The organism is Paraeggerthella sp. Marseille-Q4926, from assembly GCF_916618935.1.
Taxonomy (GTDB): domain Bacteria; phylum Actinomycetota; class Coriobacteriia; order Coriobacteriales; family Eggerthellaceae; genus Paraeggerthella; species Paraeggerthella hominis.
Window position 1 is genome coordinate 623,511 of record NZ_CAKAKF010000001.1, and the last position, 24,147, is coordinate 647,657.

A 24,147-nucleotide genomic window follows, 5' to 3' on the forward strand; every position below is an offset into this window, starting at 1 on the left:
GGCATGATGAATACGACCGTTCTCCATCTTACGAATCGTTAACAATTTGGTACTGGTATAATACGCAGGTTGGATATCTATACTGGAGGCGACCGGAGCGTTTATGGAATGGTACCAAGCGGCTATCGTGTTTTGCGTGGCTTTTGCAGTCACGTGCTGCATGGTGCCCGTTTCCAAATGGATCGCCGTTAAAATAGGCGCGATCGACTACCCCGGAAATCGCCGGGTCAACGTCGATTCGGTTCCTCGCTGCGGAGGGATAGCTCTTTATACGGGCCTTTTGGCGGCATGCTTTTCGATCTACCTTGGGGTTCGCTTTTTCGACTGGAACATGCATGACTTATATGTCCTGGGAGACATAAACTACATCGTATTGTTCCTGGGCGTCACGGCCATGTTCACAGTTGGGCTGGTCGATGACATCACGCAGCTGTCTCCGGGAACCAAGCTGCTCGGCCAGGTTCTTGCTGCCGCTGTAGTGGTTTTGTCGGGTGTTGGTATAGGGGCAGTTCGCGCCGTGGTTGTAGGCGATTACTTCTCTTTCGGGTGGCTCGACTATCCGCTGACTGTTCTGTATCTCGTCGTGTTCGTGAATATCACTAACCTTATCGACGGTTTGGACGGACTGGCGTCAGGCCTTGTTGCTATTGCTTCTTCGAGCTTGCTGTATCTTGTGTGGATGCGTGGGAGTTTCACTCTGGTTCTAGTTTGCATTGCCCTTATCGCAGTTTGCTTGGCTTTTCTTCGGTTCAATTTCTTCCCGGCTTCGGTGTTTATGGGCGACTCGGGATCCCATCTTTTAGGTTTGTCCGTGGGAATAGTCTCGGTTGCGGGCGTGGTGCGAACGCAAAGCTTTGTCGTCATGCTAATTCCGTTAATCATTGCAGGGGTTCCGGTGCTGGATACGTTATCGGCCATCATTAGACGCAAAAGGGTTCATAAACCAGTCGATCAGGCGGATTTGGGACATATCCATCATCGTCTCATGCGCGCCGGATTAAGTCAGAAGCGATCCGTTGCGGTGTTGTGGCTCTGCTCTGCAGCCCTCGCGTTGACGGGATGCCTTATAGGGAGTTTTTCGGGAGCGGTTCAAGGAGCCATTATTGCGGCTCTTGCGATTGTGCTGTTCTTCGTGATTTGGAAGTTCGGCTTGTTCAAGCCTGTTTTGAGGCACCACTACGACAACAAGGGAAGGCGAGGGCCCCGCGTACCTCGTCATACGAGATAGGCTGCATAGCGTATGGCGAATACGAGCGACGCCCAGAAAAAGCGGTCTGAGAAAATGGCCGCCGTGGCCGTAGCGATGGTTGTGGCGTTCTCCCTTGCGTTCATCGGCCTGATCGTGGTTTTGGAGGACGTGGCGAATCGGTCCGTGAGCGGGCGTACGTACGTTGCCGAAGCGACTTCCGCCGAGCCGTTCTATGTGCTGCTCATAGGATCCGACTCAAGGAAGGAAACCGCTCTGTACACGGGCAAGAAAACGGAGCACGCGCAAGTGGACCAGCATTCCGACGTAATGACGCTCATGAGGGTCGATCCGGAAACCTATACGGTCACCCTGGTTTCCGTTCCGCGCGACACCGTGTTGAAAGGGTCGAACACCAAGATAAACAATGCGCTTCTTGATAACAACCCTGAAGAAGTAGTGGAAACTGTCGAGTTTTTGACAGGAGTGGACATTCCATATTACATGATGGCGACGTTTACGTCGTTTCAAGTGTTCATCGATGCAATAGGCGGCGTTACGGTTGATGTACCCAAGGATGTCAAAGTGCCGGATCCCATGACGGCTGAAGATGTAAAGCTAAGCGCGGGGAAGTCTCAACACCTTGATGGGTCGGAAGCGCTTGTGCTGGCGCGCGCTCGCAAAGAGTACGTAGTCGATCAAGACGCGCTTCGTCAGGTGAACGTACGAAATCTTGAGGTGGCCATCTTGCAGAAGGCATTATCTGCGAGCGACGAGGAGAGGATTAACGATCTTCTTGCTGATCTTGCGGAAAATGTGGTCACAAACCTTGATATATCAGAAGTGGGATATCTGATTGCCGATTTTATTGCGAATCGCGATTTGGTGACTATCTATTCCTGCACGGGTCCATGGCGGGGAGGCGAAAACATGGACGGTCTTTGGGTGGTTGAAGAAGATCCAGAAACATGGGCCGAGCTTATGGCGGTGGTGGATGCAGGGGAGAGTCCTGTCGGGATTGTGGAGGAGCCGAAGCATTTGTAAAGAGATGCGTTGGCTGGCTTTCGATGAACCCCTTGTGAAACGAGGCTGTGTTAATATCTGAGGTTGTTTGTTCGGATTGTTGAATGGGAGCGTTGTGCTGAGTACTCTTACGACGATATTACGAGACAATTGGGAGTGGCGCAAGCAGATCGGTCGGCTTGCCATTTTTGAACTGGTGAAGAAAAGTCGCGGCGCCGTGTTAAGCTGGGCTTGGTTTCTTATCAAGCCAGCTATGTATGTCTTTTGCTTTTGGTTTGCGCTCGATGTTGGATTGCGCGTCGGTAGCGGCGGAGCGGAGGGCGCTCCTCCGTATATCCTATGGCTGTGTGCGGGTTTGATCCCCTGGTTCTTCATGCAAGATATGCTGGGAGCTGGGATCGACGTGCTGCATCGATACCCCTATCTGGTGAATAAGATCAAATTTCCCTTGAGCGGTATATCGACCATCTTCACAAGCGCGACCATGTTGGTGCAGTTCATGCTTATGGCCGCCCTGCTTGCAATCTATTTTGCTTGTGGGATGCCTCTCGATATTTATTTGCTGCAAGTCCCCATTCTGCTGCTGATGATGTTTGTGTTTTGGGATATCGTGTCTTTGCTGTTCTCTCAACTGTCAGCTATGAGCAAGGACGTCGCGAATCTTATGCATGCTATGAGCACGCCGTTTTTCTGGCTGTCGGGCGTGATCTTCGATGTCAACTCTATTCATATTGGCTGGATTCAGACTATCTTGCATCTGAACCCCATAACGTTTTTTGTGTCTGCGTTCAGAGGCGCGTTCTACGATAAAACGTGGTTCTGGGACAACTCGGTTGCATGCGCGGGGTTTGCTATTGCATTTGTCGTGACGCTTGTGCTGGCTTTGCTGGTGTACAAGAAGCTGAACAAGGAGGTGGCTGATGTCCTCTAGCGAAGCCTCTAAGGCAATCGACGTATCGTCGCAGAAGACGAGCATCAGCGACGAAGTGGTCATCAGATTCGATCATGTGACAAAGACGTACAACTTGTACAAGAACGATCGCGGTCGTTTCCTGGGCATCTTCAATTACAACAAAAAGGGTTCGTTTCTGGGCAGCGTGGATGCTAGCAAGGATCTGTCGTTCGAAGTCAAAAAGGGCGAGGCAGTTGCCTTTCTGGGCCGCAATGGCGCGGGTAAGAGTACGACGCTCAAGATGGTCACGGGCGTTACCCATCCCACAAGCGGCGAGGTAGAGGTAAAGGGTCGAGTAAGCGCCTTGCTGGAGCTGACTGCTGGTTTCGATATGCAGCTTACCGGGCGCGAGAACATTGCATTGCGCGGTCAGATCCTAGGCCTCAAGAAGTCCGAGATCAAAGAAATAGAGCCGGCGGTCATTGACTTTGCCGAATTGGGCCTGTACATCGACCAGCCCATGCGTACGTATTCGAGCGGTATGAAGGCTCGCTTGGGCTTTGCGTTTGCCGTGGCCATTGAGCCGGAGATTTTAGTGGTAGACGAGGCTCTTTCGGTGGGCGATCGCACGTTCCAGAAGAAGTGCATCAATCGCATTCGCGAGATTATGCTGGACGAGAGCGTGACCGTTCTGTTTGTAACGCACGCATCTGCGACTGCTAAGGAGTTTTGCAGTCGGGGCATCGTGCTGGACAAGGGGACGAAGGTCTTCGAAGGTAGTATCGACGAAGCCACGGCGTATTACGAAAAGAACTACTAGGAGTTTCTTATGAGTGTAGGCGGCAATGCGGGGACAAATGCGTATGCGGCGATTCTTGCCGGGGGCTCGGGCGCTCGCATGGGCAACCCCGAAAAGCCCAAGCAGTTTTTCATGCTGGGCGAGAAGCCCATACTTATCCATACCGTAGAGAAATTCTGCGCCTTCCCGGATTTTCAAAAAGTACTGGTCATGTGTCCCCAGGTGTGGTTGCAGCAGACGCAAGACCTGATAAGGCGTCATTGCCCGCAGTACGAGGATCGGATCGCGCTTGTGGCCGGTGGTGCCGAGCGTAACGATACGGTGATGAACGCTATCGCTTACGTGGAACAGAACTGCCCGGCCGACAACGACACTATCTTGGTAACGCACGATGCGGTGCGACCGTTTGTGTCACACCGCATTATCCGGGATAACATTGCAGCTGCGCGTGAGCATGGCGCGTGCGATACGGTCGTGCCAGCTACGGATACCATTGTAGAGAGCATGGACGGTCGCGCTATTTCGGCCATTCCGAACCGAAGCGTGCTTTATCAAGGGCAGACTCCGCAATCGTTCAACTTGCATAAGCTCAAAGAGCTTACCAGTAGCTTGACCGATGAGGAGCGCGCTACGCTAACCGATGCTTGCAAGATATTCGTTTTGCGAGGCGAGCGCGTTGTCCTGGTGGAGGGCGACGTTGCGAACATGAAGATCACGTATCCCCAGGATATGCGTGTCGCGACTTCTTTGATGGGCAAGTAGATGCTGAATTGTGCCTACAGATTGGTTGCTCCGCGAATGTTCGAGCCCGTGGTTTTGGAGATGCCCATGTTTCCTAACCGGGTGATTGTCAGGCCGACCCATTTGTCTATCTGCAATGCTGATCAGCGCTACTACCAAGGCCGACGCAGCGCCGAAGTGTTGGCGAAAAAGCTCCCTATGGCACTTGTTCACGAAGGGATCGGCACGGTTGTCGAAGACGCTTCGGGTGTATATGCGCCGGGAACCAGCGTGGTTATGCTACCAAACAGCCCGCGTGAAAAGGACGACTTCATAGCAGAGAACTATCTTCGTTCCAGCGAGTTTTGCGGCAGTGGCTTCGATGGCTTTATGCAGGAGTACGTAGCTCTTCCGCCTACGCGTGTGGTGCCGCTTCCTGCGGGCGTCAATAAGAACGTTGCGGCATTCACCGAATTAGTGAGCGTAGCCGTTCATGCCGTTACCCGCTATGAGGCCATAGCGCACGGTCGGCGCGAAGTCGTGGGTATTTGGGGCGACGGGAACCTGGGGTTCATCGTGGCGCTGGTGTTGCGCATGCTTCATCCTGCGACGTGTCTGGTGGTGTTCGGGCGCAATATGGATAAGCTGGCTGACTTCACGTTCGTGGATGAGGCGTATTTGACGTACGACGTATCTCGCGCGCCGCTGGTCGATCACGCTTTCGAGTGCTGCGGAGGAGACGGCTCGGCTTCGGCTATCGACCAGATTATCGATCGAATCAAGCCCGAAGGTTCCGTTTCTCTTTTGGGCGTGTCGGAGAACCCCGTCCCCGTGAACACGCGCATGGTTTTGGAAAAGGGCCTGCGTTTGTTCGGCAGCAGCAGAAGCGGCAAGGACGATTTTCAGCGGACGGTACAGATGTACTACGACCATCCGGTGGTTTTGGATTACTTGACGTCCCTGGTGGGGGCGATTCTGCCGGTTGGTTCGACGCGAGATATGGCGCAAACTTTCGAGGTCGATATCCGCAAGTCCATGGGCAAAACCATCATGCTTTGGGACGTGTAATCGTATGCGCTTTGCACTGAAAGCGGGCATGGGGGAAGCGGTGAAAAAGGCCGTGGTAGCCGTTGCTCGCTTCTCCATCAATGCTCTGTACTTCGCATGCTGCGCCCTTCCGCGCAGAGACGAGGCAGTGTTCGTATCGCGCCAGGCCAATGAGCCATCGTACGATTTCAAGGCTATCGGTCGTGAATTTGAACGCAGAGGGTTTCGCGCGGTGTTTTTAACGCGAAAGCTGCAGAAGAGGACCATCGTAAGGTACGCATTTCATGCGGTGCGCGAGATATACCATCTTGCACGCTGCAGGATATGCTTTGTCGATCGATACGATCCGGTTATCAGCCTGATGAACTTCCAGTGTGAGCCGCAGCCTGCTTCATGCGACATCCCTGCGGGGGTGTATCGCGAGCTCCCTGTTCGACCGGTGGTGGTTCAGCTGTGGCATGCGTTCGGTGCGTTCAAGTGCTTTGGGTTTCAGTCTCACGATACGGTGGAGGGCCATACATCCAAGGCTATGGAGCTTTATCGCATCCATCGCAACTACTCATGGGTTCTCTGCTCGGGCGAGGGGTGTCGCCAGGCGTTTGCACAGGCGTTCAACTGCCCGGTGGAGCGTGTTGTCGCTTTGTTGAGGCCCGGTTATGACGAGTTTGCGCGGTTGCGTACGGCGGCTCTTGCCGAGCGCGGTGCCGGAGAAGAGCCAGGGCTTTTGGTGCTGTTCGCTCCCACGCTGCGTAAAAGTTCGGAGTCTCGGCACCCGTTTCGCGATCTTGCTCAGGAGGGCGGTTGGAAGAACTTGTCTGACGTGGCTCGAATCGAGTGGGCTTTTCACCCGCTCGAACAGGAGGGCGTGGCTGCGGGGACGGTGAACCAAACGCTTCTGGATGCGTCGATTGTGGTTACGGATTACTCGTCTATTGCGTATGAAGCGTATTTGCTTGGAAAGCCGGTGGTGTTCTATGTGCCGGATATCGACGAGTACCGCGCGTCTCCTGGCCTTAATTCCGACCCGCTCAAGCTATGTCCGCGTATTGCTTTTACGGACGAGCGGCGCCTGTTTGCGTTTTTGGAGGATTGTTTAAACGATCCGGAACTGTATCCCTGGGATGCGTTCGAGGCTTTTGCCGGTTCCGCCATCGACGAATGCGATGGTCGTGCGGTCGATGTATTGGTGGAGGCTGCTTTTGGGTGGCTTGGGCGAGGAAGATGCGAGTAGTTTCATGAGTGATGTGAGCGCTCAAAAGAGAAGTGCGTTGAGCAAAGCAAAAGACGCGGTCAAAGGATTGGTGAAAGACGCGACGTTGGGCTTTGCGTTCCCACGCTCGTACGCCCATGCTGCAAAGGACCCTGTCGATCCTCGCAAAGTGGTGTTCTTGGAATCGAAGCAACAAGAAGTGCCGGATAGTTTTCGCGTCCTGCTGGATCGGCTGGACGCCGATCCGCGCTTCGAGGTCTACTATATTTCTTTGGGACAGCATCGTATATCCCGAGCGCGGTACTTGGCGAATTGCGCCAATGCCTTGAGGCAGATAGCCACGGCTCGATGCGTGTTTTTGAACGACGCTTCCGATGTGGTGAGTTGTGTGGCCTTGAGGCCTGAGACTCGGGTGGTTCAGCTATGGCATGCTTGCGGCGCGTTCAAGAAATGGGGTATGAGTACGGCCGACCTTGAATTCGGAGGTTCGCGCGAACAGATTTTACGACATCCGTTCTATGGGAATTTATCACTGGTGACGGTGAGCAGTCCTGAGGTGATATGGGCGTATGCCGAAGCTATGGTGCTAGAGGACCGCCGGGATATCATTAGGCCCTTGGGCGTGAGCAGAACGGATGTGTTTTTTGACGAGTCGTTTCTCTCCTGTGCTCGAGCGCGCGTGTGCGAGGCTGTGCCGCAAGCGCGTAGCAAGAAGGTCATGTTGTACGCCCCCACGTTCAGGGGCCGTGTATCAAAGGCCCTGGGCCCCGATCAGCTTGATATCGAGGCGTTCTGTACAGCATTTAACGATGAGTACGTACTGCTGATAAAGCATCATCCGTTCGTCAAGGAGCGGCCTGCTATCCCTGCAGGATGCGAGTCGTTCGCGTTTGACATCTCAGATGCTGTATCGATAGAGGATGCCCTGATTGTGGCCGATGTTTGCATATCGGACTATTCCTCGCTCGTGTTCGAGTATTCTCTTTTCGAGCGCCCGATGGTGTTTTTTGCGTACGACAAGGAAGAGTACGACGATTGGCGCGGGTTCTACTACGAGTACGAGGACTTGACCCCGGGACCGGTGTTCTGCGAGAACGAACCGATGATCGAGTATTTGCAGCATGTTGAGCAGCGTTTCGATAAAACGCGCGTGGCGCAGTTTCGCCAGCGCTTCATGAGCGCATGCGACGGTCATGCGACGGATAGGATAATCAAAGCTGTCTTTGACAACGGTCTGTAGGGTTGAAGTAGTGAGGGCGGTGGTTCGGCAATGGGTTTGAAGTCTGCCGTTGATATAAGCATTTTGATACCGGCGTACAATGCGATGCCCGAGCTGACGAGGACCTTGGAATCTGTTGTTGGCCAAAGCTACGATGCGAAATGCATGGAAGTGATCGTAGTCGACGATTGCTCGAATGATGAATCTTGGGGGGAGGTCTGCCGTTTTGCGGCCTCTTATCCGGATCTTATTGTTACGGAGCGCCTGACGGCGCCATCGGGTTCTCCGGCTCGTCCCAGAAACGTTGCTTTAAGCAAAGCTAGGGGAGAGTATGTATTCTTTCTCGATGCGGACGATCGGCTTAACGAGCATGCTGTTTCTAAAATGTTAGAGCATGCTCGAGAGTGGTGCTCGGATGTGCTCCTGGTTAAACTGGTTGGCGAAAACGGTCGTGAAGTGCCGAAATCCATGTTCACCCACAACCAGCCCAGAGTTGATGTGTATCGTTCGAAAGTCATGTGGTCGCTGGGTCCTTTAAAGCTGTTCCGTCGTTCGTTGCTTTTGAAGAACGATCTCCGTTTTTTCGAGGAAGGAATGCCTGAAGATCTGCACGTTGTCGTTCCTGCAATGTGCCTAGCTGGCGTCGTTTCGGTTGCGTCCGACTACGACTATTGTTTTGTGAGTCTTCGAGACGCAGCGCTGTCCCAGGGGGAAAATGCTTCGCTTTCTATATGGGATGATTGGGAATCCAATGCAAGATCGTACGAAGCGCTCATGGCATTTATTGATGAAAACACGACAGATGAGCAGCGCAGTGCAGCTCTGATGCGGCGTTTGTTCAGGCGAGATGTATTTGAAATGATCGTGAGTATGGGGAAGGGCGAGCTTTCTCGTGAGAGCTATGACAGGGTCAAAGAGCTGTTTAAATCCTATTACGTTGAACAAGTTTACCGAACTTGCCCAGTGGAGAAGCGTCTTGTATTGGATTCGTTCTTCTTCGGTTCGTACGAGGATCTCGATAGAGTTGTTGGGGCTGTTTCGAGTGGAATAGGTTCCGCCTGTTTCGACAGCGGGAGAGGGCGGCTTTTTGGCCGGCTTCCGCATGTCCGCAATGTTCCGCGTTCCGATATAACCGAAGGGGTTCAAGTTACTTGTGCTTTGGAGTCGTTTGAGTTTGCTTCAGATGGCGAGATTGATTTTGCAGGATGCTTGATGGTCGACGGCGTTCCTTGCTCCTGGATGAAAGATGCGAAGATGCGCTTGATATGCAAAGATGACCATGGATTATGGAGGGCATCTTTGCCATGTGAAATATCTTCGGTCGAGAGCGTTGCGTCAATAGAAACGATGCTTAGATGGAAGTGCAAAGGGACCTTAAAGCCCATTTTAGGCTGGATTTCCATGCTGGGAGCTAGCAAGCTCAGGCTATGCTTGCAGATGAAGACTCATGGATACAGGCGGAACTGTTACCTTGATAAATGGTCTATCAAGAATGTACTTGCGTGCGGCGGTGCGCAAGTCGCTGGGGATGACGTATTGCTGGGCGGGCGAAGCGTCATCCTCGGCGGCCGGGATTTTAAAGTGCTCTTGTCAGAAGAAGGGAAGGCAATGCTTGCTGCTGCGGATTGAAAGATGCAACAGCAAGCATTCAATCCGCAGCGTTTGATCCATTGGCGAAGGTAGTTGGGTTAATTGGGGATGTCATCCAGTTTTTTAATAGCTTTATACACGCGTTCGCAGCAACGTCCGTCCCTGAAAGGGAACGTGTTTTCAATGCGGGACTTATAGGGCTCTTGTGGTTGGAAGTCGCAAGAAGCAAGAGCCTCAAGTTCACTGAGCAGATCGGCTTCGGTGTACGCTACCGGCCCAAATCCGTCACGTTCGTAGTCGAAGTAACCTTTGGCGTAAGTTTGCATTCCAGAAAAGAAATCCTCTTTGTCAAACTGGTAGTAGAGGCAGGTTTTCTTCAGGTATGCTACGTCGAACGCGATCGAGGAATAGTCTGTGATCGCTACTTTCGCTCTTCCGAAAAGGTCTTGTATTGAGTCTCCCGCTGCATTTGAGGCGATCTCAACATAGCTCGGTAGCGCGAAGAATCCGTTTTCCAGGTATGGAGCGAAATTGGCATGGGGGTAGAACACGACGCGTGCACCGGTTTCATCGCTGATCGCCTTTAGTCTTTTACTGTTGAGAAGACTCTCCCATACTGTTTTGTACTCGGAATTGGCGAATTCCGGATGTATTTCGCGTATGTTTCCTTTTCCGTTGGTGTCGCCCGCAAGGGAGCGCCTCCAAGTAGGCATGACGAGGATTGTGTCTTGCTTCACATCGGCCTTTTTGAGCAATGCATCATGTCGCGGGAGTCCTGTGAGTGCAATTTGTCGGGGCGTGAACTGATAAGGGGATCCGTCTTCGCAAATTGACAGGTATTCTTGTTTCGTCGAGGTGCAGAAGATGGATATAGGTTTTCCGTTGAGCCAAGAAGATAGATCGTCTTTGATAATTCCATGCTGCAGGAAAACAAAATCCTTCGATTGATAGAAGTTATCTTTAAAATATGAGTGGACGAATCCATCAGCATGACTGCTGATAATCTTAGAACATCGCCTAAGCGCGCTCTCGTGCTCTTTTGAGCCGAAATCGAGTAGTACGAAGCCCTCTTGTTCGAGCCTGCTCCAATCGACCGAAGTCTTTCTTAGGGCAAAGTAGCATTTTTGCTCAGGATGTTCCCGCATCATGTAGCGGTAGAAGTGCTCGGCGTTGTCGTCAGCTTGCGTGTCTCTGTCCATGACAACCCAAGAGCCGTCCTGCGGGTAATGCGACCAGTTTGCCGTGAACGTGTTGACTAGGGTGGATATTTCAACTGAATTGGGGTACTGCTTCGCTCGTACCGTCAACTTCATGGGTTTATGGGTGGCTGCATGATATGATAAACGGTTGCCGAGCATTGTATCATCGTATCGATACCAGCTATGGAAGGTTTGCAAGAGGGTTTCTCCGAGAAAATCCACGTTGCAGCGTTTGGTTTCGATGGGGCTTAGCTTCTCGCCTCCTGCGTATAATTCGATTTTCGGGTCACTTGTTCTCATGAGGATCGTTTTACGAGATGGATGCACCTGCTCAATATACGCTATGTGATAAGAGGGGGATGTGGACTTGTATTTTTCCAAGAGGGCTTTCTTCCACTCGAACCTTAGCAGAGAGCCTTGGACGCGGTGCATTGCATCTTCTTCGATATAGGAGAAGATTTCCTTGAGAAGGATCTGAAACTCTTTTGCCGACCCGTCGTTTATGAATCGCTCGGATCTTTCCTTATGTCCGATGAACCACTTAAAATACCAGGCGAGGTGATAGAGGACCGTGTCTTGGACGTATCCTGGAACGTATCCTTTTTTGTCTTGGGCGCATTTGAGCAGGTCGAGCACGCCGTGTTTCGTTTCGACGAGAAGTTTGTCCGAAGTTGACCACGACCTGTCGAGAGTCGATGTCTTGGCGCTTCTTTTTCGGTAGTAGTATTTTGGCTTAGGGCAAAAGGCCAGTGTTCCGTGATTCAGGCTCAGAAGGTATCGATTGACAAAATGAGTATCCTCAAAGCTTGGTCGAATGGTTTCACTAGCTTTGATGCCCGCTTTCCTTATTTCGTCCATTTTGAAGAACGCCGTGCTCATTGATGGCTGCATGGGATGATTATCATCCTGCACGTTGTAAAATCGAGTTTCTTTTCCAAACCGATAGTCAAGAGGATGAGAGTCTTGAATTCGCTGGATTTTTTCCTGATAGAAAACAAGTTTACAGGATACCATTTTCAAATTTTCACATGCCCGGGTGGTTCTATCCACTTGTTCGAAGTAGTCGTGGGACACGAAATCGTCTGGATCGATGAAAGTCACCCATTCGGAATCGCCCGTCATTGACATGCCGAGGTTGCGAGCGCTTGCCTGTCCGCCGTTCTCTTTAGAGACATATTCGATAAGTTCTGGAAATCTCTCTTGCCATGCGCGTGTCACGTCGAGCGAAGAGTCGGTGGATCCGTCGTCTACGATAATTACTTTGAGTGAGGCGGGATTTATTGTTTGCAAAGTGAGGCTTTCGAAAAAATCGTCAAGGTAGGGTGCTGCATTGTAAACCGCTGACACTACCGCATAGGTGGAGGCGGGGGTGTAGGACCCCGGTTTCGAGTAGGCTATTGCTCCCTCGAGCCGCTGGCGTTGGATTCTCAAGACTATTGAGTCGGGGAGCGCCTCCTTGGCTTTTCCGAACAATTTCTTTTTCAGCTTTTTCGTTTTTTGTCCCATTATGCCCTCCGCACGCGCAGCTTGTCTTTCTATGCAGCAGAAAACTTCATTGGCTGCAATCGCTCTCGCAAAATGCAAAGGTTTTGAACTGCATTGTTTTCGTGTGTGTTGTTGATTTTAGCACATTGAATTTGCCAACCGAGAAAGAGGAGGTAGGCCGTGGTGTGCTTCTTCCGCTTTTGGATGGCGGCGTATTCCATTTCATATGATCAAAACGGTTGTGTTTATGATACCCTTCTATCGGCCGTGGGGGGTAAACCGGTAAAACGGCTGAGTACGTAATCGTTGGCGTACTTGAGGACAGCTGTGCATGCAGTTGGTGGGGGCGGATAGGCTTTGGCCTTATGCAACCGCCGAAACGCTTTCGCCAAACTTGCTGGCTGCTTGGGGCTATTTCGTTGGGTCGTCTAAGGGGTATGTGTGGTCTTTTCTAGTGCAGCGTTCCTGTTCTTGTTCTTTCCGATTGTATTGGTTGCTTACTTCGCATCTCCTCGGAGAATACGAAACATCATCGTTCTTGTAGCGTCTTTGATTTTCTACTCTTGGGGCGAGCCTGTTTACGTCGTTCTGATGATCTGCTCCATTGCATTCAACTGGCTTGTCGGCATTGGAATCTCGAAGTGCCTCTCTCAAGACGGGAAGCGCCGGGCACGTTTTGTTCTTGTGATGGGGCTTGTGGCCAACCTGCTCATACTCGGTTTCTTCAAATATGAAAGCTTCCTTGCGGCAAATATCAATCTGCTTGTTGGTAGTCAACTTATTCCCGATTTGGAATTGCCCCTGCCTATCGGCATTTCATTTTTTACTCTTCAGGCTGTTTCCTATATCGTAGATGTGTATTGGGGCAAGGTGAAACGACAGAAGAGCCTGTTGAATCTCGGTATGTACATTGCTATGTTCCCCCAGCTTATCGCTGGTCCTATTGTGCGTTACGAAACTATAGAAGACCAGGTTGAAAACCGTAGAGAAACGCTCGAGGGATTTGCTAGCGGTTTGCGTTTGTTCGTAATCGGCTTGGGAAAAAAGGTGCTAATCGCCGACAACCTAGCATTGTTGGCTAATAGCATGTTGGCTTCGTCTCCTTCTGATATCGGAGCGATTGGCACATGGGGAGGCTTGCTTGCCTATTCTTTTCAGTTGTTCTTTGATTTCTCGGGTTATTCCGATATGGCTATTGGGTTGGGGCGCATGTTTGGTTTTCAATACTTGCGCAATTTCAACTATCCCTACATTTCGAAAAGCGTCACAGAATTTTGGCGCCGTTGGCATATGTCGCTGTCGTCGTTTTTCCGCGATTATATCTATATCCCGCTAGGGGGAAGTAGATGCGGTGTTCCGCGTCAGATATTCAACCTTGGCGTTGTGTGGGCTGTAACGGGATTATGGCACGGTGCTGCTTGGAATTTCGTACTGTGGGGTGTCTACTATGGTGTTTTGCTTGTAGTTGAGAAATTCGTTATAGGTGATTTTCTGCAGAAGCTGCCTGCTTTTCTGCAGCATTTGTATACCGTGTTTGTATTTGTTTTAGGGTGGTGTTTGTTCTGGATTTCCGATCCAAATCACCTCGCTCAGTATTTCGCGGCACTTTTCGGTGCGAATGGCTTGCTAGGAACATCCACTTTCTGGGAGCTTTCCATATGGGCTTACTTGCCGTTGTTTGTTATTGCGGTTGTCGCTTCGATGCCCGTTGTTCCTTGGCTTCGCGTTCATTTGGAATGCGCTTTGCAAGGTGAGCGGTTCGTAGGGGAAAGCGCCCCTTCCAGGGGAAACGAGGCGGCACCGGTTGCGAGTTTCGCTATTTCGTCGGACGCTCCTGCTTTGCGTCAGGGGATTGCTTTGGTCGTAGCCGCTCTCGGCGATCTCCTTCTGCTTGGAGTGTTTGCGCTTTGCGTTATGTCAATAGTTTCAGGGGCGTATAGCCCGTTTATTTACTTCCAGTTCTAAGGCGGGAAAATTGCGTAAAGTGCAAAATATATTTTTCGTGTCGGTTGTGCTGTTCGTCTGCTGCGCTGTTTTCGGCTACAAGATCGCTGATAAGCTTGATGTGCTTCCGCAGGTTATGGACAATGGCAAGCGGTCTTATTTGGATGGTCGCGCTTTGACGAAAATGCCGCTGCCTTCAACCGATTCCTACTTGAAAGCGGATTTTCAGAAAGATGTAGAATCGTATTGCCGCGACAACTTCCCGGCGCGTGAAATGGTTTTGTTGACTAATGCTTCGATTGAGAGATCTCTTATAGAGCTGTCGGCCAGGGGTTTTGGGTATGGTCTTTATCCTACGTTCTATGGGTCGGGATACTATTACTCTGCTTCCGATGAAGCGCTGTTTCCCGCTCCATTAAAGCAATCGGAGGATCATGCTCGGAAATTCCAGAATCTTGCAAAGTCGTATTCTGCAATTTCCGACGCTCATCCGGAAATCCGTTTTGTTTCGTTTGTTCCGGATCGGGGGTTCACAAGTGATGCGAATCCGCTGTTCGATGTGGTGACTAATGCTGAAGGACGTGCGTTCGTCGACGAGAACTACTCCAATCGTCTTTCCGGGTCGGTGATTTCTTGCGAAGACGTCTATTCAGACACGGAAGAGTATCTGGACTCCTTTTCTAAAGCCGATCACCATTGGAATATCAAAGGGGCGTATAGGGGCTACAGTGCTATTGCTCAGGCGCTCGGAAACGACGTTTTGCCCGAAGGGGAGTGCAACGCGTACTATGATTGCTATGGTTCGTACGCTCGCGGAGGACTGAGCATTGAAGTGGCAGATACGATGATGGACATGAGTTTGCCGTATCCGGAGTATTCCGTCTACGTATCAGGCGAGGTGATTGAACCTAATAAGCGGGAGGCTTATATAGGCAAAGAATTAGAAGAGGGGAAGGCGAAATTCGACGCATACGCTCAATTCTTTGGGTCGGATATCGCACGCAAGGTGTACGTGAACGCATCGCGCCCCGAAGCGGATAACCTGCTTGTGATCGGGGACTCGTTTGCGACCCCCTGCATTCCCATGCTGGCATCTACGTATCATAAAACTTTCGTGTTGGATCCACGTAAATACAAAGGAACCCTCAGCGATTTTCTAAACGAAAATCCTGTTAAAGATGTTGTGTTGATTGGATCCAGTCCTACGCTTACGAGCAAAGGCATGGCAAATTTCATGAATTGATCGCAGGGTTCTGATAGTAATGGCTAAGTGAAAGTGTAAATAGGGCTTTAATTTTCCATAGCCTTATTTATACTTTCTCGCATTTAGCATGATTAAAACTACAAAGCTTGCGGTCTTAATTATATTGGAGCCAGATGGAGTGCGAGGAACTATCAAGGCTGTTTTCGTGTACGACATGCTGACGCTCGTGGGAATGGCGCAAGAGAGCGTGATGGGCGGTATAGAGAGGAGCAAGCTGCGCTCGATGTTGTTGTTGGCAACATGGATGCGCTAGCGTCGAGATTCGAGCTTTCGGAAAAGGAAACGTGCGTCATGTTCGCGATGGCGCAATATGAACTGTTCGGGATGTTTGGGGCAGCTGACTTGGACGATCTTTCGCGTGGCATAGAGCTGAGAAAGCAGATGACGAGAAAGCGCGTCTCCAGGCTTGAGGCGCTCGGTCTTGTTACGAAAGTGCCCCAGCGTCCTTTGCAGTTTTCGCTTCCCGATGGTGTAAAGGAATTTCTGGGAATGCGAGATTCTGCCCGCTATCGTTTTGTTACGCGCGCTGCTCGTTTTTCTATCGATCGATTTCGTACAACCGCATGTTTCCCTCGCTCATAAGGAGCGTGAAGCCGGGGGTCTTCTCGTCGATGGATTCGATGCCTTCCCAGTTCTCCTTTTTGTATCGCATGCCGGTGGTCGTGCGGTCGTTGCTTGTGATTTCGTCCAGCAGGAGGACGTATCGTGCGTCCAGTCGATTCACAACGCTGCGCACTTCGTCGGATGTGTCGATGTCGCAAAGTTGCGTTCGGATGATCTTGCTGTCTTCCGCTCCGCTCATGCCGGTGTTTGCCGAGCGGCGGAAATAGGTATTGATCCCTTCCACGCCATAACTCCAGCAGCTGCCATCGCTTGGCACGTTGATGACGAGCGCGTCCTCGGGAATCTGGCTCATGACTTCCTTGATGAACGCGTCTTCTTCGCCGGTTAGAATACGATCCCAGGAATAGCGGGCGGCCACTTCGCTGCGAATCTTTGTCAAGCCTGCTGCCAGGTCTACTTTTTCAGTCAGCTTCACGTTACCGGGAATGAACTGGCAGACTGCGAACAGGATGAGCAGCATGCCCAGAGACAGGCCCGCGTTCATGTCTGCGGAGCTGCCTTTGAATACTATTCCTAGCCAGGTTTTCAAGGTTTTCAGCATCCAAGAGAATCCCAAAGCGGCAAGGGGTATGGCGAAGAACGCAGCCATGGCCCCCAAACGGTGATAGTCGGTGTACCAGAACCCCGCAATCACATGCTTGAACACGCCATCGGTCGATACGCTGACAAGATACGATAGCAAGGCGAACGCATAAGCTACACTAAGCCAGAGGTACCGCTTGCTCCTGCACGTGTAGATGATGCCAGCAAGCACGACGACGCTGAGAAAGGGCTGCACGCCGCCTCTTGACATGAACATGAAGCTCAGGCCGCTTGCAAGCGCCACTGCAGGAGACAAGGTCGCTTCCCAGGTGTATTGAACAACAGTTTGCATGAAGGGAGCGAGGTACAGGATCGCCCAGGCGGCGCATGCCGCGGTGAAAAGCGCAACGGCACCTGCAATGCGCTTGCGAGATAGGTTCGGCTGTTCGCTGCCGGGTGCGTAAAAGATTCGATTCACGCAGTACAGCACGACCCAAATTCCGAATGTGAATGCTCCGTTTGGTTGGCAGAGCGCAACGGCTACGAGTCCTGCGGTCGATATTGCGGCGAGTTTGAGCTTATCGGACGCGCGCTTCGCCTCAATTGCTTCTGCGAAGGGGATGAACGCTAGGGGTATGAGCATGAACGAGACCATATTCGAAAACAATTGACCGAATACGATGAATCCCCAAGGGAACCCGCAGAACGCTACGGTGAAGAGCGACCCTGTCAAGACGGTGCATTTGTGTTGCCCGAAGATCTTCAAGAGCAGTAGGCACATGCCCAAAGGAAACACGATAACGACGAACGTCACGACCGAGGCGTTCGCGGCCAGCGCGACATTGTTGTCGAATAGCGATGCGACAACAGCTGTTACGACGTGCCATCCGGCCGGGTAGTACCAAGAATCGGGGTTCTGCGCTAAATACGAACTGACATGGAGGGTGGAGTAGGTTCCCGTGTCTAGAAACGAGCGCACCACGGAAAGATGCACAGTGGTGTCGTCGTTTCTGGAGAACGACTCCGGGCCATCGATGGGCAAAAGAAACGTTAGGGTTGCGATCGCGAAGGCCACGGTCAGATAAAGGGCTGCTGTTTTGCATGCTTCTTTGGTATCGCCGACTGTTGCGAGACATTCTCGATTATCGACGCCCCGAACCTTTCTCAAGCACCTCGCACCGAGCATCGCGATTAAGCAGATACCCGCTGTCATTGTAAGCAGGCCGAAGCCGGAAGACGCAACGTCCAGTTCGAAGAGAGCAACGCCTAACACCGTAAAAACGAAGATGGATAGGGCGGGGGCGATAACGGCGGCGGCAAATCGGTCGATCGAGAATGCTCGCGCAAGCATGAAGCCGGGTACGTACAGTGCGATGGCGTAAGCCAAGATGGCAAGGGCAAGCGTAAACCACATGACGGGACTCCTTGAGGGGACGTTCGGTCTCGATCGTAGGAATAGGCGAGACAGAAAGCCATTATAGATGCTCCCATGGATCCTGTCTGCTCTTTTCGTTCTGGAGACTGTATCCAAAACGAAAAGCAGCAAGGATCCCCATGCTATTATGGTTCGTCGGTTATCGGGAAATGCGAGAGGGGTGCGTGCTTGTCTGGTTCGGACAACGGGTCGAGGAGGACGCAGTACCGGATGACGACTGGATCTCCGGGGTTGAACCGCGCTCGAGAAGAGCGTCGGCTCGAAGAATCTTCGCGTGTTTCGCAGGGGGCCTCGCGCCATGCGCTGATGCCTTATCGGCCGAATGCCCGAGTTCTATATCCCGACTACATAAGGAAGCGCAAGCGGAGGAGGATTGCAAAGCGGATCTCCTTGTGCGTGCTTGCGATTCTGCTGGCGGTCGTTTGCGCGACGGGCGGCTACGCGGCTTGGTATTCGTCGGCGCTCGATAGCGCTCTGTCTATGGGTTCCGAGCAAGATGCTTCCGTGGACGAGGCGCTTTCCCCCAGCGTGGCCGATCAGCCGTTCTACGCGCTTGTGCTGGGGTCGGACTCGCGTGAAGGGTCTGGCACGTCCAGCAAAGAGGCGGAGTCGGGTGGTAATCAACGCTCCGATGTGATGATTTTGCTGCGTGTGGACGCACGTGCAAATCAAGTCACTATGGTGTCGATCCCGCGTGATACGCCGTATGCGCTCGACGATGGCAGAGTCGTCAAGGTTAACGAAGTGTACAACATAGGAGGAGCTGCTGCTTCCATCAAGGCGGTTTCCAAGATAACGGGCGTTCCCGTCTCCCATTATGCTGAAATTCATTTTTCCGAGCTTCAGTCCCTTGTTGATAAGCTGGGCGGCGTGACGGTGAACGTGGATGTGGAGTTGTCGTACAAGGATGCTCTTACGGGCGAGAAGGTTACCGTTTCTCCAGGAGTCCAGACTATCACCGGGCAGCAAGCGCAGATATTTGCTCGTGCGCGGCATGAGTACGTTACCGACCAAGATGCCCATCGTCAAAACAATGTGAGGTCGTTGGCGATGGCTATCGTGAAGAAGGTTCTCGACCGGCCTGCTTACGAGCTTCCGGGCACGGTGCTGGATCTGGCCTCGTACGTTGGCACGGACATGAAGACTGGCGATATAGTGTCGCTTGCTCTGGCTTTTTCGAAAGGGTCGGGCGCTCCGGTTATGTACAGCTGTTCAGGGCCGGACAAGGGGGACATCAACGAAAGCGCAGGCGGAATATGGCTGTGTTACGAGAATCCGCAAGGATGGGCCGATCTTATGGTGGTGGTTGATTCTGGCAGGAATCCTGAGGGAATGGACGTGAACGCGACGGCGATCGTTCCCGAATGAGTCGGCGAAGAATTTGAGGCGCCGTGAAATGAAGGCGAAAAGCGTCTCGCCCGAAAGGGCGTAGAGTGATAACCTGATCCGGTTGCTTGTACGAAGGGTGGAATTATATGAGTATTAAGAAGAAGGCTGTCGCGCTTCTAGGGTGTGCGGCTCTCGCATTCTCGCTGGTCGGATGTCAGCAAAGCGAGACAAAAGAGCCTGAGCCAACGGATGTTCAATTGATGCAGGATGCGGGCGATACGCGCATGGATCAGCCGTTCTACGTTCTGGTGGTGGGCAACGATTCGCGCACCGGGACTGTTGAAATCGACAAACCTGATTATGCAGACGGATCCGGCCGGTCGGACACTACGATGCTTGTGCGTGTCGACCCTACCACCTATCAAGTGGGGATCGTCACGATTCCTCGCGATACCGCTGTCTCGCTTAATGGGCAGACCATGAAGTTCAACGAAGCCTATCATGCTGCCGGCATCGAAGAAACCTTGCATCAGGTCAAATTGCTTACCGGCGTCTCTCCTTTGTACTATATGGACATGAGCTTCGTCCAGTTCGAGAAATTCGTGAATGAGCTTGGCGGGCTGACGGCAAATGTGCCCATCGATATGGGGTTGCAAGATATTGTGTCCGGCAGCAAAATCTCGCTTTCCGCGGGCGTGCAGGATCTCGATGGCGCGGAATCGCTTGTTCTGGCGCGCTCTCGCAAGGTGTACGAGGTTGATCAGGATGCTTGTCGTCAGATCCAGGATCGCCAGCTGGTGGAGGTTGGCATTAAGAAAGTAGCGGCTGACCCTGCGGGTGCTGCGGCGCACGTGCAGGCGCTCATGTCCAATGTGGATACGAACTGGCCTGCCGACGATTTGGCTAAGACCGTAGCGGACTTTGCTGCGAATGCGGATAAGATTGCATTTGTGTCCGGAACGGGGCCGTACAACGGCGATATTGATGAAGCGGCTGGTGGTATATGGCTTGCTACGCGTGACGAGGCTGCGTGGAAGCAAGTCATCCAGGCAGTCGAGGCGGGAGAGGATCCCGCCACCGTAGTTCCTTTGCCTCAGATTATTGCCAAGAACTAAACCCTTTGCTTGACGAAGGGCGGCCGAAGCGACCGAGAAGGGCGGTTACCGTCCCTCTCGGTCGCTTTTCTTCGTCAGATATTCGCGCGTCGTCTTCCAAGTGAATACGGGTCCGACGTTCTTGAGGTTGTAGCAGCCCTGCTTCACGAGACCCCATGCGTAGGGGAGCTTGCTTGGATTGGGGTCGGGCAAACCGCGGAGCTCTGCGAACAAGCGCTTGCTGCCGGGAGATATTTCCGAATCGGACAGTACCAGATCGGCATTCATGCGTGCGAACATGGAGGCTGCTTCGGCTCGCAGTTCGGGATTGTCGAGGCTTACCTCTTCCAGGACCCCTCCCAGATACGTGAATCCACGGCTGTTGTGCGCGCGCAAGATACTTTCGTCGTGAACATGCAGGTTTTCCAGCACATCCATCATGTCGTTCCAGCGCGCGAAGGGCAGCATCGTGTTGTTGAGGGCGAACGCCTTCGATTTCTCCGGCGTTTCTTCGCGATAGCAGTAGTAGGGCGTGTCCAGGTACCCGATACGGTCGGTCTGGCATAGGGTTTCCAGTAGGAACGGGTTGTCGGCCCAGCCAGCTCCTGGATATTCGCGGAAGCGTATGCTCCGATCGTCCAGGAAGCTTTTGCGATAGACGGCTGACCAGATGGAAGGATGGTGCGAGAGCAGGTGGGCTGCCTCTCGTATGGCGAAAGGCTGGCGTGCCGGCTTGATGCGGCTGCGGTAACTGCAGTTCAGCTTACGCTGCTCAGACGTGTCGGGCATCCAAATGCGCCAATAGGGAGTTTTCACGATGTCGAGTTCCTCGTTGAACCCGTTGGCGAATGCGAGCATGTCGGCATACATGCCGGCCTCGATCCAGTCATCGGGCTCCACGATGGAGATCCACGTTCCGGTCGCTTCCCTGAGGCCGCGGTTGCACGTTGCTCCGTACCCTTCGTTTTGCTTGTCGATCACGCGAACGCGGTCGTCTTGGGCGGCGTACGCTTGCATGGTCTTCAACGAGTCGTCTGTACTGCCATCGTTCAGACAGATAACTTCAAGGTTGCGATGCGTTTGCGCCAGGATGCTGTCCAGGCACTGCTCGAGGTACGGCCCCGCGTTGAAGATGGGGACGATAACGGAGACCAGCTCGTTGTTCGCGTTATGCATGAGGGTCTTTCCTTCTCTCGTTAGCGATTGGTGCATGCGCCCGAGGCGTCGAATACGTACTGTGTCTCATCGATGATGACGCTGCCTGTAGCCATAGCGCCCGTCGAAGGGTCAAAATAGTACCATGTTTCTCGGTCTTGGAGCCAACCTGTTACCATCCTGCCGGACTCGGGGTCGAGCCAGTACCACGTCCCGCCCAGGCTCAGCCAGCCGGTCTGCATGGCACCGGAGGCGGCCAGGTGGTACCACGCCCCGCCGGAGCTCATCCAGCCGCCCGCGCGCATGGCGCCCGACCCCTCGAAGTAGTACCACGTCCCGCTCGAATCCTTCGCCCAGCCCGTTACCATCCTGCCGGACTCGGGGTCGAGCCAGTACCACGTCCCGCCCTGCTTGAGCCAGCCGGTCTGCATGGCGCCGGAGGCGGCCAGGTAGTACCAGGCCCCGCCCGAGCTCATCCAGCCGCCCGCGCGCATGGCGCCCGACCCCTCGAAGTAGTACCACGTCCCGCTCGAATCCTTCGCCCAGCCCGTTACCATCCTGCCGGACTCGGGGTCGAGCCAGTACCACGTCCCGCCCTGCTTGAGCCAGCCGGTCTGCATGGCGCCGGAGGCGGACAAGTAGTACCAGGAAGCCCCGTCCTTGAGCCAGCCGCCGGACCTCATCGCGCCGGAGCCGTCGAAGTAGTACCACGTCCCGTCGGGCGTCTTCGCCCAGCCCGTGGCCATCCTGCCGGACTCGGGGTCGAGCCAGTACCACGTCCCGCCCTGCTTGAGCCAGCCGGTCTGCATGGCGCCGGAGGCGGCCAGGTGGTACCAGGCCCCGCCCGAGCTCATCCAGCCGCCCGCGCGCATGGCGCCCGACCCCTCGAAGTAGTACCACGTCCCGCTCGAATCCTTCGCCCAGCCCGTGGCCATCCTGCCGGACTCGGTGAGCCAGTACCATGCTCCGTTCCGCTTCAGCCATGTGCTTTCGGATGCCGCTGCGCTGTTGTCGAACCAGTACCATGAATCGTCAACGTCTCTCCATCCCTGCTGCTTTTGTTTGAGACCCTGATGATAGGCGGCCATGTACGGGGAATGGTTAAATGAGTGGAACGTTGTGCCGTCCTGCATGGTGTTGAGCTTGATGCCGTTTTGAGTGAACGTTGCTATTACGGCTTCGAGACCGCTTGCTGAGGCTTCCGGTGCGGGGAAATACCGGATGCGGAGCGCGTCAAGCGTACTCGTTACGTATTCGGGAAGATTGGCGCCGTACCCGGTTTGGACAGCGTATGTAGGGGAGAGCGCCGCCACATAGCGAGGCGTGTTCGATCCGACGGATCCGTGGTGGGCTAGCTTGAGCAGGTCGACATGACCGATCGCGCCTGCAAGCCGGTCTTCGTCCCCGTCGTAGTTATTGATATCTCCTGAAAGGAATGCGGTCGATTCGTACGTCTGTACCTTAACGCCCCAGGAAAAGTAATTTGCATCGGGAACCGGATTGAACTTGTAATCGTCCCCGTAATTAACGATTTCGATGTTCATGTCTCCCAGTGCGAAGCAGGGATTTCCCGTGGTTGATGGGTTGGGCTCGTGCTCGTGTATAAGGTTGGAGTCATTCGAGCGGGTTACGGAGATGCCGGTTTCGGGTAAAGTTTCGGAGTTGTAGGGATCTCGTTGGTCGGTGGGGTCTATTCCGAACCTTTCGATGATTGCAGCGGCGTCCAGCACGTCGGCTTCGGGCGTGCTCCCAATGGTGCTGAGAGTGCCCTTTTCTTCGCCAGACTCGTTGGACGATGGTTCAATAGGTGCGCTTGGGTTGAGGTTCTGAATGAGGACGGCTCCGGTTTCTTTCGCCGCCGCGATCGCTCTGTCGTAGACGTATTGATTGTCCCAAAGCCGGGTTTCGTCTGATATGAACGAATCCTGATACTCTGGTATATACACGCGTCGGGGGTTGAATTCCCGGATGACCTCGTCGGCGGAGCCTATGTGGTCGCTATGCGGATGCGTTCCCAGGTAAAACTCGAGGTTGCCCGAATTCACCCCAAGGCTTTTTAGATACGAGATCACGCTGTTCTCGACGCCCTCTCCTCTTGTGACGCCTGGGCGAAGCGGGTAGCGGACATCAGTGCCGTCTGGGTAATCGTTGTCTTCCCCGGAATCGACTATACCGAAACGACCATTGCTTTCTAGCACGATGGCGTCCGTGTAAGGGAATGGTAGGATGTGGATTCGCGTGATGTTCTGCGCAGGTGCTTGCGTGCCAAATGCAGCTTGAGGTGTTGTGAATGCCGAGAGTCCGAGTTGCCACAAAAGAGCCAAGGTTATAGCGATGCTCACGAGTTGAGATTTTTTAGAGACGGGATGAAGGGGTCGGTTCACGGTTTCCTGCCTTGTCGGTTTGCGTG

General features: G+C 53.2%; 19 protein-coding genes. 15 read left to right on the plus strand and 4 right to left on the minus strand.

Going from position 1 to position 24,147, the window contains the following annotated elements; genetic code table 11:
- The first annotated feature begins 103 nt into the window (after positions 1–103).
- The 9 genes from LG373_RS02560 (at position 104) to LG373_RS02600 (ending at position 9,725) form a co-directional block, all read left to right on the plus strand.
- Entirely contained in the window at positions 104–1,228 is a 1,125-nt protein-coding gene (locus LG373_RS02560; RefSeq protein WP_225748889.1) for a glycosyltransferase family 4 protein, read from the plus strand.
- A 12-nt stretch (positions 1,229–1,240) separates the two neighbouring features.
- Positions 1,241–2,230, plus strand: a complete 990-nt coding sequence (locus LG373_RS02565) for an LCP family protein (protein ID WP_225748890.1) — start codon at positions 1,241–1,243, stop codon at positions 2,228–2,230.
- 94 nt (positions 2,231–2,324) lie between these two features.
- On the plus strand, positions 2,325–3,140 hold the full coding sequence (locus tag LG373_RS02570) for an ABC transporter permease (protein WP_225748891.1): 816 nt from the start codon (positions 2,325–2,327) through the stop codon (positions 3,138–3,140).
- Positions 3,130–3,921, plus strand: coding sequence for an ABC transporter ATP-binding protein (locus LG373_RS02575; protein ID WP_225748892.1), 792 nt, complete (start codon positions 3,130–3,132; stop codon positions 3,919–3,921). The genes LG373_RS02570 and LG373_RS02575 overlap by 11 nt, the downstream gene beginning before the upstream one ends.
- 9 nt (positions 3,922–3,930) lie before the next feature.
- Positions 3,931–4,662: a 2-C-methyl-D-erythritol 4-phosphate cytidylyltransferase gene (locus tag LG373_RS02580; protein ID WP_225748893.1), complete on the plus strand. Its 732-nt coding sequence runs from the start codon at positions 3,931–3,933 to the stop codon at positions 4,660–4,662.
- Positions 4,663–4,722: 60 nt separating this feature from the next.
- Positions 4,723–5,688, plus strand: coding sequence for an alcohol dehydrogenase catalytic domain-containing protein (locus LG373_RS02585; protein ID WP_225748989.1), 966 nt, complete (start codon positions 4,723–4,725; stop codon positions 5,686–5,688).
- A gap of 4 nt (positions 5,689–5,692) precedes the next feature.
- The gene (locus LG373_RS02590) at positions 5,693–6,898 is read left to right on the plus strand and encodes a CDP-glycerol glycerophosphotransferase family protein (RefSeq protein ID WP_225748894.1); all 1,206 of its coding nucleotides are present in this window, start codon (positions 5,693–5,695) and stop codon (positions 6,896–6,898) included.
- Positions 6,876–8,117: a CDP-glycerol glycerophosphotransferase family protein gene (locus LG373_RS02595; RefSeq protein WP_225748895.1), complete on the plus strand. Its 1,242-nt coding sequence runs from the start codon at positions 6,876–6,878 to the stop codon at positions 8,115–8,117. Before LG373_RS02590 ends, LG373_RS02595 begins: the two co-directional genes overlap by 23 nt.
- A 30-nt stretch (positions 8,118–8,147) precedes the next feature.
- The gene (locus LG373_RS02600) at positions 8,148–9,725 is read left to right on the plus strand and encodes a glycosyltransferase family 2 protein (protein ID WP_225748896.1); all 1,578 of its coding nucleotides are present in this window, start codon (positions 8,148–8,150) and stop codon (positions 9,723–9,725) included.
- A 59-nt stretch (positions 9,726–9,784) separates the two neighbouring features.
- Here LG373_RS02600 and LG373_RS02605 read toward each other — a convergent pair whose 3' ends face one another.
- On the minus strand, positions 9,785–12,391 hold the full coding sequence (locus tag LG373_RS02605; protein WP_225748897.1) for a CDP-glycerol glycerophosphotransferase family protein: 2,607 nt from the start codon (positions 12,389–12,391) through the stop codon (positions 9,785–9,787).
- A 420-nt stretch (positions 12,392–12,811) separates the two neighbouring features.
- Here LG373_RS02605 and LG373_RS02610 point away from each other — a divergent pair, with 420 nt between their 5' ends.
- The 4 genes from LG373_RS02610 to LG373_RS02620 all read left to right on the plus strand — a co-directional run bounded on the left by LG373_RS02610 (position 12,812) and on the right by LG373_RS02620 (position 16,160).
- Entirely contained in the window at positions 12,812–14,335 is a 1,524-nt protein-coding gene (locus LG373_RS02610; protein WP_225748898.1) for an MBOAT family protein, read from the plus strand.
- 19 nt (positions 14,336–14,354) lie between these two features.
- Positions 14,355–15,557 carry a DHHW family protein gene (locus LG373_RS02615; RefSeq protein WP_225748990.1) on the plus strand — a complete coding sequence of 401 codons (1,203 nt, stop codon included), beginning with the start codon at positions 14,355–14,357 and terminating at the stop codon, positions 15,555–15,557.
- A gap of 139 nt (positions 15,558–15,696) precedes the next feature.
- On the plus strand, positions 15,697–15,831 hold the full coding sequence (locus LG373_RS12235) for a hypothetical protein (RefSeq protein WP_255616268.1): 135 nt from the start codon (positions 15,697–15,699) through the stop codon (positions 15,829–15,831).
- Positions 15,832–15,869: 38 nt separating this feature from the next.
- Entirely contained in the window at positions 15,870–16,160 is a 291-nt protein-coding gene (locus LG373_RS02620) for a hypothetical protein (RefSeq protein WP_225748899.1), read from the plus strand.
- Here LG373_RS02620 and LG373_RS02625 read toward each other — a convergent pair.
- Positions 16,117–18,270 carry a DUF6541 family protein gene (locus tag LG373_RS02625; RefSeq protein ID WP_225748900.1) on the minus strand — a complete coding sequence of 718 codons (2,154 nt, stop codon included), beginning with the start codon at positions 18,268–18,270 and terminating at the stop codon, positions 16,117–16,119. The two genes, LG373_RS02620 and LG373_RS02625, sit on opposite strands and share 44 nt — an antisense overlap.
- A gap of 285 nt (positions 18,271–18,555) precedes the next feature.
- On the opposite strand from LG373_RS02625, the gene LG373_RS02630 reads away from it, so the two are divergent.
- The gene (locus tag LG373_RS02630) at positions 18,556–19,527 is read left to right on the plus strand and encodes an LCP family protein (RefSeq protein ID WP_225748991.1); all 972 of its coding nucleotides are present in this window, start codon (positions 18,556–18,558) and stop codon (positions 19,525–19,527) included.
- Between the two features lie 107 nt (positions 19,528–19,634).
- Complete coding sequence (locus LG373_RS02635; protein WP_225748901.1) at positions 19,635–20,603, plus strand: LCP family protein; 969 nt, start codon at positions 19,635–19,637, stop codon at positions 20,601–20,603.
- Between the two features lie 45 nt (positions 20,604–20,648).
- Here the strand turns inward: LG373_RS02635 and LG373_RS02640 are convergent, their stop codons facing one another.
- Together LG373_RS02640 and LG373_RS02645 are read right to left on the minus strand one after the other, a co-directional pair.
- Entirely contained in the window at positions 20,649–21,758 is a 1,110-nt protein-coding gene (locus LG373_RS02640; RefSeq protein WP_225748902.1) for a glycosyltransferase, read from the minus strand.
- Between the two features lie 20 nt (positions 21,759–21,778).
- Positions 21,779–24,121 carry an MBL fold metallo-hydrolase gene (locus LG373_RS02645; protein ID WP_370632827.1) on the minus strand — a complete coding sequence of 781 codons (2,343 nt, stop codon included), beginning with the start codon at positions 24,119–24,121 and terminating at the stop codon, positions 21,779–21,781.
- Between the last annotated feature and the right edge of the window lie 26 nt (positions 24,122–24,147).